Below are 15,968 nucleotides of genomic sequence, written 5' to 3' on the forward strand. Positions count from 1 at the left end.
TTAACACTTATTCTTGATCCACGAAGTTCTTTATATACCGGTAAATTGCATAAGCTACCCCATTTTCATTACTTTTAAGCGTTGTCGTTGTACAAACAGCTTTTATGGTATCTTTCGCATTTCCCATTGCTACACTGTAACCCACTTTTTCGAACATTGATAAATCATTGTTGCTGTCCCCGATGGCCATAGCCTGATCTAAAGAACCATTTATCAAGATAGCCAATTTTTCAAGGGCCATTCCTTTTGAAGCACTTTTGCTGGTAATTTCAATGTTATGATCGGCAGACGAAACAACCATTAACTCATCAAACTTTTCAAATCGGTCCCATGCTTCCTCTAATTTCTTTTTATCAAACGAACACGCTACTATATTGTGAAATTCTTCCTCGTTTTTTAAGATATCATGATAGTTTTCAACTAAAACATATCCAAACTGATCAAACTGTCTTTCCGCTACTTCAACTAATTCTTTTAAATTTGAATCCAAATCTGCGTTTAGCAACCTTCGAATCTCATTATGGAATTGTTCTCTACCCTTTTTTAGAGTATAAATGGCATTATTAGTAAACACTTCGTAATAATAATTCCGTTCATCTAACCATTGGAGAATAGATTCGACACGCTCTTTAGTTATCGAAATAGAAGAAATGCTCTCTCCATTTTTTGAATGAATGGTTGCTCCATTTGTGCCGATTACGAATGGAGAAATCCCGGCTTTTTTGCAAATTTCTTGAACATCAAAATAGGCACGCCCTGTTGAAATAACCACTTCAAAGCCTCTATCTTGTGCATATTGAATCGCCTTTATATTTTCATCACTAATTTCATTCTGATCATTTAATAATGTTCCGTCTAAATCTGTTGCAATGAAACTCATATTCTATTGCTCCTTTTAATAAAATGATTATGCTTGAATCAAATTGATTTCCTTTAAACTCGAATGATTTCTCCATTCCTCTGGAAATGGTTGCTCGGAGACAATTACATCGACTTTTTCTAGAGGACAAACTTTACAAAATGTGTCGACACCAATTTTAGAATAATCCGTTAGCAATATAACTTGCTTTGATACCTCAACCATTTTGCGTGAAACTAATGATTCATGTAGATGATAATTACTAACCCCACTTTGAATAGAAACGCCACCAGCTGAAATAAACGCTTTATCAATATTAAATTGATTTAACATTTGTTCAGTGAGACTGCCGCTTATAGATTGCTGCTTTGAATCAATTTGTCCACCTAATAATAGAATTTGTCCTGTAAACTTATTTTGATTGAGCGACTCGGTCAACACAGACGACACTGGAAGAGAATTAGTTATTATCGTAATGTCTTTTTTATTTTCAATACACTGCGCAAATTCAAGCATGGTTGTCCCTACATCAATGATAATCACATCTCCGTTAGAAATGAGTTCTACTGCTTTTTTTCCAACCTTAACTTTCGCATCTTGATTCACCGTTGCACGCTGTGTAAATGGAGGTTCCTCAAATTCAAAGACTATTTTTATCGCTCCACCGTAAACCTTCTTTAAAAGTCCCTTTTCCTCTAATATCATCAAATCGCGTCGAATCGTTTCCTCTGAAACATTAAATTGATCCACTAATTCTATGACTTTTACTTTGCCTGTTTTATTCAGTTCTTTTAAAATTTCGTTCTTTCTTTCTTCAGGTAATACAGACATCTTTCTCGCCCCGTTATCATTTATAATTTATAAAATAATGCACTCTTTCTTCGGTAAAAACATTTGAACACGTGTTCCTTGTTCAAACATTGTTCCTTGGTGATGAAGATAGTCTACAAAGAAAGAGGCCTCTTCTGTGTCTACCTCATATCTTAAAACATTCCCGGTCATAGATACATCTTTAATAACACCATTAATGCCCCAGTTCTCATGTAAATCCAAGCTATCTTCACCAAAACGAACTAATTGTAAAACTTCAGGACGAATGGCCACTTCATTTCCTTTTAAGTCTGTGCAACGAACGAGTTTACGGAACACTTCCATAGTACAAACGTTGTAGTTCCCAATAAACTTAGCAACAAATGTATTGACTGGCGAAATATAAATTTCTGATGGAGAACCGGATTGTACAACTTGTCCTTTATTCATGATAAAAATTCGATCAGACATCGTCATGGCTTCTTCCTGATCATGCGTAACAAAAATTGTTGTAATATCTAATTCTTTCTGAATTCTCTTTAATTCTTTTTGCAAACTTTTTCTAATTTTAGCATCTAATGCGCTTAAGGGTTCGTCCAAAAGAAGTACTTTCGGCTCCATAACAAGCGCACGGGCAAGTGCAACCCTCTGCTGTTGTCCACCAGATAATTGATGAGGATAAGACTCTTCTTTTCCTAATAAATCTACCATCTCGATCATCTTTTTTACTCTTGATTTTATGTTTTTTTCTTTCTTCATTTTAAGGCCGTACGCGATATTATCAAAAACGGTCATATTCGGGAAAAGCGCATAAGATTGAAACACCATACCAACTTCACGCTGACGCGGTGATAAATTAGTAATATCATTTCCATCGATTAAGATACTACCTGCATCAACATCTTCAAGCCCTGCAATGGAACGTAATAATGTACTTTTCCCACACCCACTTTGCCCAAGAAGTGTAACAAACTCACCCTTTTTCAAAGTTATCGAAATACTATTTAAAACGACTTGATTCTCATATCCCTTAGTCACTTGTTCAATAGTTACATAGCTCATTATTTTTCACCTTCTACAGCAGAATTTTTAAGACGGTATTGTTTTTTTAAAAAAGAAAAAACACGCTTCTTATTTGACACGACACCATTTTTTTCGTTTTTTAACGTGAGTTTTAATACTGTCCCCGTTAACAGTAAAATCATTGAGTAATAAGTAATAACAATTGCACTTGTTAAGTGACCGCTGCTGTTCAGTTTGTCTGCAAGATAAATTTGAATGGTTTCAAATCGACCTCCGACAAGTAAATTGGCCATAGCAAACTCACTAAATAAAAGCGCGACTGATAATAAGGTAGACACTAAAATTCCAGATATAATATTTGGAAACACCACTGTACGAAACGCCTGGAATTTTGTAGCTCCTAACAATTCAGCTGCATCGACCAACTGTACAGCATTAAGCGTACGAAGACTGTTACGAATACCTTGATACATAAATGGTAAAATGGTGATGAAATAAGCACCAATTAAAATCCAAGGCGTTCCGGCAATTTGAATCGGTCCATTTGAATATACCTTGATTAATCCAACAGCTCCAACAATTGGAGGAATACCATAAGGCAGCATAGCTACTGCTTGCAACAATCTTTCCCACTTACTGAAATAAACTGTGATGATAAAAATAGTTGGTAGCATAATAACAACACTAAGACCTACAGACATGACAATTAAAAACAGCGTTCTTTGAAAAGCATCATAAAACCGTCCATCTTGAAATAATTCAATATACCATTTCATTGTATAACTCTCAGGTAAAATAGTATGATCCCATTTACCAGCAATTGAGAATAAAAATGTTCCTACAAGTGGAATTAATAAATATATAACTAGTAATCCCACAATCACTTTATGGAAAGTTAATGATACTTTCATCGTAAGTCCCTCCTAATGCGGCGCATCATTCGTTCATTGAACCACATCGCCCCTATCATGGTTAATGCTAGAAGCACTCCCAACGCACTGCCAAGCTGCGGCTTTAATGCAACGTCACTAGCAACTAATGATGCAATTTGTAACGACAATAAATTATAGTTACTGCCGACCAATGCATAGGCTGTAGCGTAAGCTCCCATCGCATTAGCAAATAGAATACTGAATGTACCTACAATACTAGGTAAGAGAACTGGAATCCCGATGCGACGCCAAAACGAGAATGATGACCCTCCTAATAAAGAAGAGGCTTCTTTCCATTGCTTCTTAATTCCTTGATAAGATGGATAGATAAGCATAACAGCAAGTGGAATTTGGAAATAAATATAAACGAGAATGAGACCTGTCCACGAATACAAATTAAAATCCGCAAACACTTCCCATCCAAGCTTGGCAAAAAGCAATGTAAACAATCCATTATTTCCAAGTAAAATAATATAAGAAAATGAAAGTGGAATGCCCTCAAAATTCGATGTCATATTAGCAATCATCAATAGTCGGTTTTGTATTTTTTGTGAAAACTTTGTAATTGAATAGGCAGCAATGACAGCAATAATGACAGAAACTACAGCAGAAAATAAGGAAATAACAAGGCTATTTTGAATGGCTTGTAAGTAAAAATCACTTTGAAATATCGTGATATATTGATCAATCGTAACTTGTATTCCATCGTCTGCATAAAAACTATTTTTAATCATTGCCAGTAAGGGCCCTATTTCAAACCCAATCACAAACAAAATAAATGGCAGTAAAAGAGCTAATAAGTAAATTTTTTGTTTTTTTATTTTTCTCAAGACTATTCGCTCCTCTTTGTTCTCAAACAATGGGGAATTGATTTAACGAACGCACTGTTAAACCAATTCCGGCCAATCTTCATTCTTTAAATGGTCAATTAACGCTTAAATCCTGGCAATTGATATGAAATCATTTTATCGGACGGCTCAATATTCAAAAGTTCACAAACAAGCGGTGCAAATCCTAATTGCGGAACTACTTCATTATTGTAAATGCCCGGTTCAACTTTTGGACTAATAATGAAGAGTGGAACATCACGCTCACCATCCGTTATGCCGCCATGGTTCCCAGTTTCACTCATGCCATGGTCAGATGTAATTAATATGTGATAGCCTTCTTTCATCCAGATTGGTAAAAGTTGTGCCAACAAGCTCCCCACTTTTAAAATTTGTTCACGATATTCTTTCGATTCTGAACCAAATATTTCTCCTTTTACATCTACACCAAGCGGATGAATATATAAAAAATGTGGGTCATACTTTCTGCGCAATGCTTCTGCATCCATTAACACATGACTGTCTGGATAGTCATCATCCCAATAAAATTTTCCGTATTGAATCGGATTGGACTCATCCTCTTGCTCACGATCTTCAATAAAATGGAATGGTGCGCGATTATACAGTTCGCTTACCCAGTAATACGATGCTGTTCCGTTTCTTAAGCCATTTTCTTTCGTAAGGTGAAAAAGACTTTTCTCGGTAGATAGACGAACCGCTTGATTAGACGTAATTCCGTTCACCGATGCCGGTGTACCCGTTAGTAACACCTCATATAATGGGCGGGAAAGACTCGGAAGCTCTGACTTTACTTTATAAAGTGCCGCCTGATTTGTTTCAACTAAATGTTGAATAAATCCAAGAGCTTCACATGCTTTATCATATCTCATACCATCAACAACAATTGCTATTACTTTATTTGACATGGACTAACACCTCTTCTTGCCAAATCTGTGGTAACGTTTTAGCCGTTTCTTCCCACGATTTGTAATCTTCAACTGGCTTTGCATTTTTGTACTGTTCTTCTGGAACCATCTTTTCAGCTACTTCTTTCGGAAGTTCTACATCACGAATTGGACGGGCAAATCCTTTAGCTAAGTTAATTTGTCCTTCATTGCTTAAAATATATTCTCTCGTTGCCATTGCTGCATGAGGATGTTTTGCATATTTGTTAATAATTGTTGCATAACCACTTACAACTGAACCCTCACTTGGAATGCTCACATCAAATTGATCGCGGTTGATTTGTTCAGCGTAACCAAGAGCATTGAAGTCCCATACTAAGGCAACTTCTACTTCCCCTTTTTCGATATTAGCTGGTTTAGCATCTGTTAAGCTTAGACGACCTTGCTTAGCAAGCTTCGCAAAAAAGTCAATTCCTGGTTGAATATTTGTTTCATCCCCGCCGTAAGCCATCGCAGCAGCAAGAACAGCCATTTGGTTTTGTGCACCACGCTGAACATCTCCAACAGTTACTTTATAATCCCCTTTTAATATGTCATCCCAAGATTTTGGCGGATTATCTACTAATTCTTTATTAGTTAAGAAAGCAATCGTTCCTTGGTAGCCAACAACCCAATCTCCGTTATCATCTTTTGCCCAGTCAGGTACCTCGTCCCAATAAGAAGTTTTATAGGCGAGCGTTAATTCTTTTTGTTCCGCAATTGGTCCAAAGGCAACCCCTACATCACCGATATCAGCGGTAGCATTCTCTCTTTCAGATTCCATTTTGGCAATCTCTTCAGCACTAGATAAATCAGTATCAGTGTGTTCTAATGTATATTTTTTCATTACTTCATTCCACGTTTCTCCCCAGTTAGCCCATGAGTCAGGCATACCGACACTATTAATCGTTCCCTCTTCCGTTGCCTTTGTTTCAATTTCTTTCAGGGTTAACGAACTAGTATCCTTAACAACTGGTGTAGCTTCCTCTTTAGTAGCTCCACAAGCAGCTAATCCTAGTACACTCACCCCTAATACTGCGGCTTGAATAGACTTGTAACAATTCTTCTTGAATCTGTAATTCATAAAAAGTGCCTCCCTTTAACGTGGTTTCTTTAACGTTTGTTACTGTTTGTTACGGTTTAATAATAATCTGAAAGTTTTAATTCTTCATTAATCGCATATTAAGACTTTGTAAATCAAGTTTAATTTTCTCTAATTCATCAGTTTTTATTTTCATAACTGAGTCCCAGTTGCAAAATAAAAAGAGCAGCAAAAAAGCTACTCTTTTTTAATATTAATTGTTGAAATACATTTGGTATGGGCAATGAGCGATTTTTCAAATCATTAATTTTTCAGTATTAAAGAAACGTGGTATCGTATTATCTTTTACTGCACCTATACGTTCAACTGCTTTTTGCGAGCGTAATGTTGTCCATTAATCGAAAATTAAACACGTATTACCTTTAGCTCCTCAAAACAATATTTAAGTAATAAAGATTCACATTATGTGATTACCTTTGTTCTCCAAACTGATGGCATTAGCCAAGTCCATCCTATTTCAACATTTCGATTTGCGGTATCTATGTGGTTCGCAGTATTCCCCTTAAATTAATTGTGTTATCGTTTCGGCTAGATTTTCACCTATGTTCCCCTAGTTGAGTATCTTATTGTTGAAACACTTTAATTAAAAGGAGGGAACATCATGGGATACTTTGTTACAGTGGAACCTGGTGTAAGAATATATGTAGAGGATGTAAACCCACAAGGAAATAAAACCATTCTATTTATTCACGGTTGGCCATTAAACCATAAGCAGTTTGAATATCAATTTAATGTTCTTCCAGCAATGGGATATCGATGTATAGGGATTGACTGGAGGGGTTTCGGTAATTCGGATAAACCATTCAATGGGTACAATTTTGACAGAATGGCAGATGATATCCATGCGGTAGTAGAAGCGTTGCAGTTAAAAGACTTCACACTAGCAGGACACTCCACAGGGGGTGCGATCTCGATTCGATATATGGCTCGATATAAAGGTTATGGAGTCTCAAAACTTGTACTAATAGACGCTCAATCTCCGTCTAGTGTACAAGAAGAAGTAGCAAATACGTTCATTACAGAAACACTTAATGATCGTCCTAATATGTTAGGGAGACTAACCGACACTTTCTTCTTCCAGTATATTACTATCCCATTATCTGATTGGTTCTTTCAGCTAGGATTACAAGCTGCGGGTTGGTCGACTGCTGCTGTCATGATGTCATTGAGAGATGAGAATGTGTACAATGATCTTGGCAAAATATTAGTTCCTACGCTAATTATTCACGGCATACATGATAGAGTTGTTCCTTTTAAAAATGCACAAGAAACAAACAAATTAATAAGAAATTCACAGCTCGTTCCATTTCAATACAGCGGCCATGCTCCTTTCTATGAAGAACGTGACAAATTCAACCAGCTACTAATACAATTTATTGGTTGATTGTTCAATTTACCGCTCATGGTCAAGGAAAGGATTTTTCATACAGAGGTTATTCAATAATTTAAGATATTGGTAAATCGAACTCTCAGTAACCAATTAAATAATAGAAAAGGGGCCCTTTCCTTGTTTCCAGAAAAACGCCCAATTGCGGAATATTAAAAATGTAAAAGAAATGCAAAAAATTCAACAAAAGAGCGTTGGCCCCTTTTTAATCAACGCTCCTTACTTAATTAAAATGTATTTTCACACATTTATTCTATACTAGAAAATTCCGCTAAATCTTTCCTATTTCCTATTGTTACAAGTATATCCTCTTTTTGAAGTAATTCCTCTGGAGAAGGAGAAATAATAATATCGTCACTTCTTACAATTGCAATGACACTTACATTATATTTAGCCCGAACATCAAGTTCTCGTAGATTTTTACCCGCCATTTTGGAAGGAACAATGATTTCCTCAAGATTGTAATTTTTTGAGAGTTCTATATAGTTCAACATATTTGGTGAAAGAAGTTGATTCGCTACTCGTTCGCCCATATCTCTTTCAGGATATATAACCCAATGAGCGCCTATTGCATCTAACACCTGTCCATGTCGTTTACTTTGTGCCTTCGCGATAATTTTTCGAATGCCCAAATTTTTTAATAGCATCACCGTCAATATATTTGATTGAATATCGTCTCCAATCGCTACAATGACACAATCAAAGTTTTTTATCCCTACCGAAGTAAGTGCCTTTTCTTCAGTGGAATCAGCTACAACTGCAAGTGTTACGTAACCTTCCGCATCTTCTACACTTTCCTCATCTATATCAATTCCTAATACTTCTTGACCCGCTTCATGTAATCTTCTAGCTATACTTGTTCCAAATCTTCCTAAACCAATCACAACATACTGTTTTACCGCCATTTTATATCCCTTCCTTCTCTATCTATTAATTAACCAATCATTATATTTCCTTTAGGATAACGGAAAGCTTCTTTTTTACGTCGTTTAGAAATAGCAAAACCAAGTGTTAATGGACCTAATCTCCCTACGAACATTGTCAATATAATAATAATCCGTCCAATTGGAGAAAGCTCAGGTGTTAATCCCATTGAAAGCCCTACAGTACCAAATGCTGAAGTTGCTTCAAACAAATACAAAATAAAATCATGACCTTGTTCAGTAATACTCAGGATAAAGGTGACAATTATTACAATCATGATGCCACTCATCGCAACAGTAAGTGCCTTTAGAATACTCTCTAAAACAATACGACGTTTAAATAAAACCACATCTTCTTTCCCTTTAAGTTGAGAAATTGCTGTTGCCATTAGAACAGCAAAAGTAGTTACCTTAATTCCTCCAGCAGTCGATCCTGAACCTCCCCCGATAAACATTAGGAAAATCGTTAGGAATAATGTTGCATGAGTCAAATCTGCCATTGGTAATGTATTAGCTCCAGCAGTTCTTGGCGTTACACTATGGAACAAGGCACCGAGTGCTTTTCCTGTGGAAGACAACGGTCCTAATGTTTTATCATTTCCATACTCAAATAGGAAAATTAAGATGGATGCTCCAACGATTAGCGTTATAGTTGTACTCAATACAACTTTTGTGTGCAGCGAAATTTTATGTGTTTCACGAAAATCATTTATTTCATTTATGACAATAAAACCTAAGCCACCTAAAATGATAAGAAAGCAAACAGTTAAAACGACAAATGGATCATCAACGTAATCAGTAAGACTTCTAAATTCCCCCATCAAATCAAAACCGGCGTTATTAAAATTTGAAATCGAATGGAAAAAACCAAAATAGATTGCTTGACCGATCGGCATATCAAACGAAAATCTAATAGATAAAATAATTCCTCCGATACTCTCAGCTATCACAGTAAAAATTAATATTTTTTTTACTAATTTGGCGATATCATTAGTCGAAGTAGCATTAAAAGCTTCTTTTAAAATAATCCTTTCTTTTAAAGTAATTTTTTTACCTATTAAAGTGAATAAAAAGGTTGCAAACGTCATAAATCCTAAGCCGCCAATTTGAATAAGAGATAAAATGACTAATTCACCAAACATCGAAAATGTATCACCAGTATCAACAACCACTAGACCTGTAACACATGTAGCAGAAGTAGCGGTAAATAATGCGTCTAAGAATGTAAGTCCTTTACCATCCTCTGTTGCTATGGGGAGAGTCAATAAAAAAGCTCCTATTAGGATTAGAATGGCGAAGCCCAGAACAAGTATTTTCGATGGATTAAGATTCTCTTTGAAATTTTTCATAATTCTCTCCTTAGAATTAAGTTAAAAGTATATTTACCAAATGATCCAATGATTAAACTAAATATGTTTTTATTCTGCTTCTTATTCTAAAATGAGCTTATAAACTTTTTTTCAAAGTAAAAAGACCGATTTAAACAAGCATTAATTTTGCTATATCAGCAAAAACAATACTTGAATAAGGCGGTCTCTATTATGACCTCCCTCGCTTTAGCCGACGAAGTTAGCTGACGGGTTAGGATGGCGAAAGAGTATATATCATCCCTTCTGCAAATGCAGAATTAACCCCAAAAAATTGGGTCCTCCGTTCTCAATTATTGAGATTTGGCTTTATTAGATTTCTTAATTACGGGCTTATTGTACTCTTGTGTATAACACTTGTAAACTGTTAAAATTAAAGTTTTCCAAAAATTTCCTTTATTGTTGTATGTCTTAAATTTGATTTTTGTTGTACTAAACTGTGCGTTACTTTTAGTACAATTCTTCAAAATATCCCCTTTACTAATCATCCATTTATTTTGAAAGTTAGTTACTCGATTATATGGCCCTTTAGCTAAAGAAGGCACATTTCTTTTTCAAGAATTGCGCCCATTGTTGAATAAGTCTATAAACTAAGCTGTTCCGTTAATTCATTAACTTCAACAAAAAAACCTTTAATCCTTTTTAAACATTAAGAAAAAACGAATTCTAAAAAGAAAATCCGTTCTTCGTAAATTCTTATACTAACTCTAACACAATGTTTGGAGTATATGTGGCAACACATTGGCGCTGATGTGTTCAATTATATTAGCTAAGTTCTTATTTAGTTGAAGCAGAAGGTGTTAGGACGTAATCAAAAACGTTCCATCGTTAGGTCAGTATTTACTGAAACCGCAGCTTTATTACCTTTAGCAGCTGAAATCATTAAAGAGGATGGTTTAGATCTTTCTGTTTCCCCTGCAATATATACGTTTTTTTGGGTTGTTCTACCAACGCCATCTGTTATAACTTTTCCATTTTCATGAATTTCACATCCAAGCTTCTCAGCAAATTGATTTGGGCGATAATAAGATGGGGCAACAAATCCACCCGATCTTATAATTGTTGCTCCTGTTTCAAACTCTATTTTTTGTAAGTAACCGTCATTACCTATTAAGTCTTTTATCTTTTCCGATATAATTTTGATATTGTGTTTTTGTAACTCTATTTTACCTTCTTTAGATAATTGAACTCCATTCGTTAGGACAACCAAATCCTGCGACCAATTATAAATTAACTTAGTCAAATGCAGTACATGCTCTTCTTTTTCTGCAATAACCACTAATGGCTTATCTTTTTGCTCCCAGCCATCACAATACGGACAACTATATAGACTTTTCCCATAAAACTTTCTTATACTTGGTATAGTAAATATTTCTTGAATTCCGGTGGCGAGTATTATTTTTTCTGAAACAAATTCCTGACTAGTAGATGTTTTGATAGTAAATCGCTCATTACCTATATCCTTTATGATTTCAGTAACTGTTGCAGTAAAATATGATACGGACGGGTAATTCTCCAACTCTTTTAACGCAATTTCTTTAAACGCTTGTGGTTCTATCCCATCTCGAGTAATAAATCCATGTGACGTTTGTGTCACTCTATTCCTATTCGTTCCATCGTCTAATAATGCAATGCTTCTCCGAGCCCTTCCTAAAATTAAGCTAGCACTTACCCCAGAAGGACCTCCACCTATAATGATACAATCAAGGACATTCATTTTTTTACCTCCGTATTGATTTTGTTTTATTTTGAATTTTTATTTGCAAAAGAGAACTACATTATTTCCCACATCATGGATTGATAAAATGACCCTATTTCATATCGAATTATTCAAGTTAATTCCAATTAAGCTCCCAGTTCACACAAAAAATCGAAATTGCGTCATACAATTTCGATTTTTTATGATTTATAATGAAGAGTTCTAGGAAGGGATTTCCGATAATCTTGAAACATAAGGTCACTTTTGATGTCTTTTTTATTTTTGAGGAGGGGCTTTGTTTAGCCCCTTTACATAATTATTTATTAAAATGATAATGTTTTTCTTCACCATTTTTGAATTTCACTTCAAGATCAAAGTACTGATAGTTCTCATCTAGAGCAAATGCCTTTAAAACTTCTTTACGAACATCTTCATCACTGGTAGCTTTATCAAATTTAAGTTGTTCTAATGCTTTGACAATTTTTTCGTAGGCTTGATCACCTTTATACTCAACACCTTTAATTTCATCATCTATTTCAGCATAAATATAATTTCCATCGTTCTCATATTCAACATCATATGATTTATAATCCGCATATTCTACCTCTAAATCAAAGTCCTTAAAAGCATAATTTACATCTGTAGCTTTAATTCCAGTCTTTTCTTTTTCATTCTCATTATGAATTGGTTCATTTGTTCCTGTGTTATTAGTGGTATTATTTTTCGTTGTTTCATCAACTGTACTAGTATTCCCTGTAACATCCTTATTCTTATCTACATTTGTATCGTTGTTGTTACAGCCGTACAATAATCCTAATAATAATGGCAGTGTAAGAATTCCTCTAAATGATTTCATATACTCTCTCCTTTTTAAGTGGCTCTACTTTATCATTAAAAGCATTCCCAAATTTAAAGGAATCTATCCATTTTAAAAGTCGAAAACGATTTTAAATTTTCATTTCCGACTTCAAGGGTTTTAGGTAGTGATGGTATATTATAAAAAAAATTAGCCTATTTACTGCTTTTTATTTTCTTTGCTTCTTTTTCCCACTTTAGAAGTGAAGGATATGGATTGAATGCAAATTCTGTACGGCCATTAAACTTATATATTCCGTAGTGTAGGTGCGGTGGAAACTTTCCAGTTGTTCCTTCTTTACCATACCCTGTACTCCCCACATAACCAATGACTTGACCCGTTTTAACGATATCACCTTCTTGTAAGCCTTCTTCAAATGACTCAAGGTGGGCATAGTAGTGATAGGAATTATGATTATCACGAATTCCGATTCTCCAACCACCAAATTCATTCCACCCCATTACTTCAATAACACCATAAGAAGCCGTAAGAACAGGTGTACCATATCTTGCATAGATATCTATTCCTTCATGAGTGCGTCTACCACCCCATCCCCTGTTTGCACCCCATGTGTTACCATAACTAAATTCATATTCAAGTGCTACTGGGAATGTGTGTGTATCTAAGTCAATCGTACCAAATTTCTGATATAACTTAACTATATCCATAATTTGAATTACAGCCTGTTCATTTTTGTAATAATCCCATAAGGCTAATTTAAAGTCTTCTTCGCTAATTCCATATCCATTTAAGTACATTACCATCGCCAACAACACATCTTCATCATCATTTTTATCTGCAAGCCCATCTCCATTTCCATCTAGTCCCATCCCACCAAAAAATTTTATAGATAGAGGTACCATATCGTTTTTCATTGGATTCAATACGCCTGACCAATACTCATCAGAGAATTGTATAGCGACAACACTTTCCTTTTTAGGTATGTCCGGTCGAACATCTTGAATATTCCTTTCGTATTGGTCAATGGCTGCTAAATAGTACCAGGGTATCAAAATCTCCTGATATCGAACATAATAATCCATTCTCAGCTGTAGTTCTTCAGCCTTCGTACGAACTTCATCTTCTGTAGAAGCTTTTACGGTTGATGTTGATGATATGTTCCAAATCGTGAATATTGAAATGACATATACTACATATCGATTCAAAACCAATCACCTTCTCTTATTTAAAATGATGTAACCTTACTTAAATTAATTCTTTATATGATTTTTTCTAAATGAAGTTAAAAAATAAATTTACGTGCTCTTATTTCATTCCATCTTGTAGCTTTAGCATCTCTGAAACCGTTATAAATTTATATCCTTGCTTCTTTAGTTCAGGCAAAATTATTTCAAGTGCTTTAACAGTTTGTTCTCTATTACCACCACCGTCATGAAACAACACGATATTTCCTTCTTCAATTCCATTTAACACTTTATTTACAATTTTGTTGACGCCAGGATCCTTCCAATCTTCTGTGTCTTGATGCCAAGACCACATCACTATTTTATATCCTTCTTTTACAACTTCCTCAACCAACCGATCTGTATAATTGCCTTCCACAGGTCGAAATAACTTTGGTGAATAGCCCGTAATACTAAATAAGGTATCGTTTGTTTTTTGGATTTCCTTCATTACTTTAGGTATAGATGTAGTAAAAGGATGTGTATACGTATGATTAGCTATTTCATGACCTTCCTCATACATACGAAAAACAACTTGTGGATTCTTTTCTGCATGTTCACCTACCAAGAAAAATGTACCTTTCGCGGAATATTGTTCTAATAAATTTAATATTTGTTCTGTATATTTTGGATGGGGACCATCATCAAAAGTAAGTGCAACTACTTTTTCCTTTGTTTCAATCTCCCAAACAATATATCCTACATCTTCATAATATTGCCTTCCTTTTTCAGCAGAAGTCTTATCGAAATTATAAAAAATCGTAGTGCCTACACAAAACAAAATTAAAAAAAAATAAGATTTTTCAATTCGCCACTTCCCTTTAACAATTTATTTTCTTAATATGATTAAAACTAAAAGAAAAATGTACTTGAAGTGTGTTTTGGAAATAATTATAGTATTAAGCAATTGTGTGAGTACAAATCGACTTAATAATTGGTATTTTTTTTATATTTTCATTCCAATAAAATTCTTTCCTTAAAACAACAAAGGCCCTTGACTTGTATCTGTCCAGGGCAATAAAAAAATATATATTTAGTCAAACTGATTTGAATTAAATCTCTCACTCCTATAAATTTACAGATTCAATCCCTTATTTTATTTGTCCTACCTAGTGTTGTGGGTTATCCCTTTTTTATTTTTTTTATTAATTCTTCCCCAGAATCATTTCCGTTTACCGTTATTCTACTTAATGCCAACTTATTTTCACTCTTTTTAATACTTTTATTATTAATCAAAAATCCCAGCTTAAACCCAGCAGCTTTAGCTAAGTTCATTGCATCATTAGAGGTAATACCAAAGGGATAGCTAATGGCAATTGGTTCATACCCTAACTTCTCTTTAATTATTTTTCTGGAACGAATTAAATCATTTTTTACTCTTTCTTCGTATTCTTTTTGATTTTCCATTTTCCCATTAATGTAAACAGGACCAGATAGAGCGGCAATTTTTTTTTCATAAATATTTGATTTTAATTTATAATGCGAATCCCAACTATGGCTTTGGACAGTAATATAATCTTTCATCTCTCTTAATTGTTCCCAATTCATTTTGGGGATTTCATTAGAATATGATGTTTTCACACCTTTTTCTAAAATACGACTAGTAATAACAAAGACTTCTGCATGCATATTGTATTTTTTCAAAATTGGATAAGCCATTTCATAGTTGCTTAAATACCCGTCATCAAAGGTTATCAAAACTGGATTTTGTGGTAACTGTATGCTTCCGTTTAAGTAATCATATAATTGTTGTGCAGTAATGGTATTATAGCCCATTACTTTAAGGTATTTAATTTGGTTTTCGAAATTTTCTGGCGAAATAACAGCGTTATTATTGAGGTTTTTTTCTAAGTGATGATACATTAGTATTGGGATTTTCTCATTGCTATATCCATTGGTGGGGGAAAGTTTCAAGAAAGTTACAAAGTAAATAATAGCTAAAATAATTATTGTCTTTTTCATATACACACCCTATTTTTGTTTTTACGTTAAATAAGACACTTCAACATATTTTGAACAAAAATAACCATTTGATTCTACGATTTGGGTTGTTTA

15 protein-coding genes and 1 riboswitch are annotated in these 15,968 nt (G+C 34.5%); of the genes, 1 reads left to right on the plus strand and 14 read right to left on the minus strand.

The features are described from left to right. Positions 1 to 7: 7 nt before the first annotated feature. The 7 genes from LZ480_RS15540 to LZ480_RS15570 form a co-directional block, all read right to left on the minus strand. Complete coding sequence (locus tag LZ480_RS15540; RefSeq protein WP_241370462.1) at positions 8 to 880, minus strand: Cof-type HAD-IIB family hydrolase; 873 nt, start codon at positions 878 to 880, stop codon at positions 8 to 10. Between the two features lie 27 nt (positions 881 to 907). Further along, on the minus strand, positions 908 to 1,690 hold the full coding sequence (locus LZ480_RS15545) for a DeoR/GlpR family DNA-binding transcription regulator (protein ID WP_241370463.1): 783 nt from the start codon (positions 1,688 to 1,690) through the stop codon (positions 908 to 910). 27 nt (positions 1,691 to 1,717) lie between these two features. Continuing rightward, a complete protein-coding gene (locus LZ480_RS15550) occupies positions 1,718 to 2,731 on the minus strand; it encodes an ABC transporter ATP-binding protein (protein ID WP_241370464.1) in 1,014 nt (337 codons plus the stop codon). Continuing rightward, positions 2,731 to 3,603: an ABC transporter permease gene (locus tag LZ480_RS15555; protein ID WP_241370465.1), complete on the minus strand. Its 873-nt coding sequence runs from the start codon at positions 3,601 to 3,603 to the stop codon at positions 2,731 to 2,733. Before LZ480_RS15555 ends, LZ480_RS15550 begins: the two co-directional genes overlap by 1 nt. After that, positions 3,600 to 4,454 carry an ABC transporter permease gene (locus LZ480_RS15560; RefSeq protein ID WP_241370466.1) on the minus strand — a complete coding sequence of 285 codons (855 nt, stop codon included), beginning with the start codon at positions 4,452 to 4,454 and terminating at the stop codon, positions 3,600 to 3,602. The genes LZ480_RS15555 and LZ480_RS15560 overlap by 4 nt, the downstream gene beginning before the upstream one ends. A gap of 98 nt (positions 4,455 to 4,552) precedes the next feature. Continuing rightward, positions 4,553 to 5,377, minus strand: a complete 825-nt coding sequence (locus LZ480_RS15565; RefSeq protein ID WP_241370467.1) for an alkaline phosphatase family protein — start codon at positions 5,375 to 5,377, stop codon at positions 4,553 to 4,555. Further along, positions 5,367 to 6,479 carry an ABC transporter substrate-binding protein gene (locus LZ480_RS15570; protein WP_241370468.1) on the minus strand — a complete coding sequence of 371 codons (1,113 nt, stop codon included), beginning with the start codon at positions 6,477 to 6,479 and terminating at the stop codon, positions 5,367 to 5,369. Before LZ480_RS15570 ends, LZ480_RS15565 begins: the two co-directional genes overlap by 11 nt. A 619-nt stretch (positions 6,480 to 7,098) precedes the next feature. Between LZ480_RS15570 and LZ480_RS15575 the strand changes: the two genes are divergently transcribed. Next, positions 7,099 to 7,881, plus strand: a complete 783-nt coding sequence (locus LZ480_RS15575; RefSeq protein WP_241370469.1) for an alpha/beta fold hydrolase — start codon at positions 7,099 to 7,101, stop codon at positions 7,879 to 7,881. Between the two features lie 251 nt (positions 7,882 to 8,132). Here the strand turns inward: LZ480_RS15575 and LZ480_RS15580 are convergent, their stop codons facing one another. The 7 genes from LZ480_RS15580 to LZ480_RS15610 all read right to left on the minus strand — a co-directional run bounded on the left by LZ480_RS15580 (position 8,133) and on the right by LZ480_RS15610 (position 15,875). Continuing rightward, complete coding sequence (locus LZ480_RS15580) at positions 8,133 to 8,789, minus strand: potassium channel family protein (RefSeq protein ID WP_241370470.1); 657 nt, start codon at positions 8,787 to 8,789, stop codon at positions 8,133 to 8,135. A gap of 29 nt (positions 8,790 to 8,818) precedes the next feature. Beyond that, positions 8,819 to 10,156 (minus strand): TrkH family potassium uptake protein, encoded by a 1,338-nt coding sequence (locus LZ480_RS15585; protein ID WP_241370471.1) that lies wholly within the window; start codon positions 10,154 to 10,156, stop codon positions 8,819 to 8,821. Positions 10,157 to 10,350: 194 nt separating this feature from the next. Beyond that, a riboswitch (cyclic di-AMP (ydaO/yuaA leader) is annotated at positions 10,351 to 10,493 on the minus strand. Positions 10,494 to 10,985: 492 nt separating this feature from the next. After that, positions 10,986 to 11,891: an NAD(P)/FAD-dependent oxidoreductase gene (locus LZ480_RS15590; protein ID WP_241370472.1), complete on the minus strand. Its 906-nt coding sequence runs from the start codon at positions 11,889 to 11,891 to the stop codon at positions 10,986 to 10,988. 298 nt (positions 11,892 to 12,189) lie between these two features. Beyond that, on the minus strand, positions 12,190 to 12,729 hold the full coding sequence (locus tag LZ480_RS15595) for a YusW family protein (protein WP_241370473.1): 540 nt from the start codon (positions 12,727 to 12,729) through the stop codon (positions 12,190 to 12,192). Positions 12,730 to 12,884: 155 nt separating this feature from the next. Beyond that, positions 12,885 to 13,895, minus strand: coding sequence for a M23 family metallopeptidase (locus tag LZ480_RS15600; protein ID WP_255731489.1), 1,011 nt, complete (start codon positions 13,893 to 13,895; stop codon positions 12,885 to 12,887). 100 nt (positions 13,896 to 13,995) lie between these two features. Next, complete coding sequence (locus tag LZ480_RS15605) at positions 13,996 to 14,694, minus strand: polysaccharide deacetylase family protein (protein ID WP_255731490.1); 699 nt, start codon at positions 14,692 to 14,694, stop codon at positions 13,996 to 13,998. A 341-nt stretch (positions 14,695 to 15,035) separates the two neighbouring features. Next, entirely contained in the window at positions 15,036 to 15,875 is an 840-nt protein-coding gene (locus LZ480_RS15610) for a polysaccharide deacetylase family protein (RefSeq protein ID WP_241370474.1), read from the minus strand. Positions 15,876 to 15,968 lie beyond the last annotated feature (93 nt).

It is taken from the genome of Solibacillus palustris, assembly GCF_022549215.1.
Lineage (GTDB): Bacteria > Bacillota > Bacilli > Bacillales_A > Planococcaceae > Solibacillus > Solibacillus daqui.

Excerpts from the sequence above, each read along its gene's own strand:
- LZ480_RS15540 (WP_241370462.1), bottom strand. The coding sequence starts at position 880 with ATGAGTTTCATTGCAACAGATTTAGACGGAACATTATTAAATGATCAG.
- LZ480_RS15545 (WP_241370463.1), bottom strand. The coding sequence starts at position 1,690 with ATGTCTGTATTACCTGAAGAAAGAAAGAACGAAATTTTAAAAGAACTG.
- LZ480_RS15550 (WP_241370464.1), bottom strand. The coding sequence starts at position 2,731 with ATGAGCTATGTAACTATTGAACAAGTGACTAAGGGATATGAGAATCAA.
- LZ480_RS15555 (WP_241370465.1), bottom strand. The coding sequence starts at position 3,603 with ATGAAAGTATCATTAACTTTCCATAAAGTGATTGTGGGATTACTAGTT.
- LZ480_RS15565 (WP_241370467.1), bottom strand. The coding sequence starts at position 5,377 with ATGTCAAATAAAGTAATAGCAATTGTTGTTGATGGTATGAGATATGAT.
- LZ480_RS15570 (WP_241370468.1), bottom strand. The coding sequence starts at position 6,479 with ATGAATTACAGATTCAAGAAGAATTGTTACAAGTCTATTCAAGCCGCA.
- LZ480_RS15575 (WP_241370469.1), top strand. The coding sequence starts at position 7,099 with ATGGGATACTTTGTTACAGTGGAACCTGGTGTAAGAATATATGTAGAG.
- LZ480_RS15580 (WP_241370470.1), bottom strand. The coding sequence starts at position 8,789 with ATGGCGGTAAAACAGTATGTTGTGATTGGTTTAGGAAGATTTGGAACA.
- LZ480_RS15585 (WP_241370471.1), bottom strand. The coding sequence starts at position 10,156 with ATGAAAAATTTCAAAGAGAATCTTAATCCATCGAAAATACTTGTTCTG.
- LZ480_RS15590 (WP_241370472.1), bottom strand. The coding sequence starts at position 11,891 with ATGAATGTCCTTGATTGTATCATTATAGGTGGAGGTCCTTCTGGGGTA.
- LZ480_RS15595 (WP_241370473.1), bottom strand. The coding sequence starts at position 12,729 with ATGAAATCATTTAGAGGAATTCTTACACTGCCATTATTATTAGGATTA.
- LZ480_RS15610 (WP_241370474.1), bottom strand. The coding sequence starts at position 15,875 with ATGAAAAAGACAATAATTATTTTAGCTATTATTTACTTTGTAACTTTC.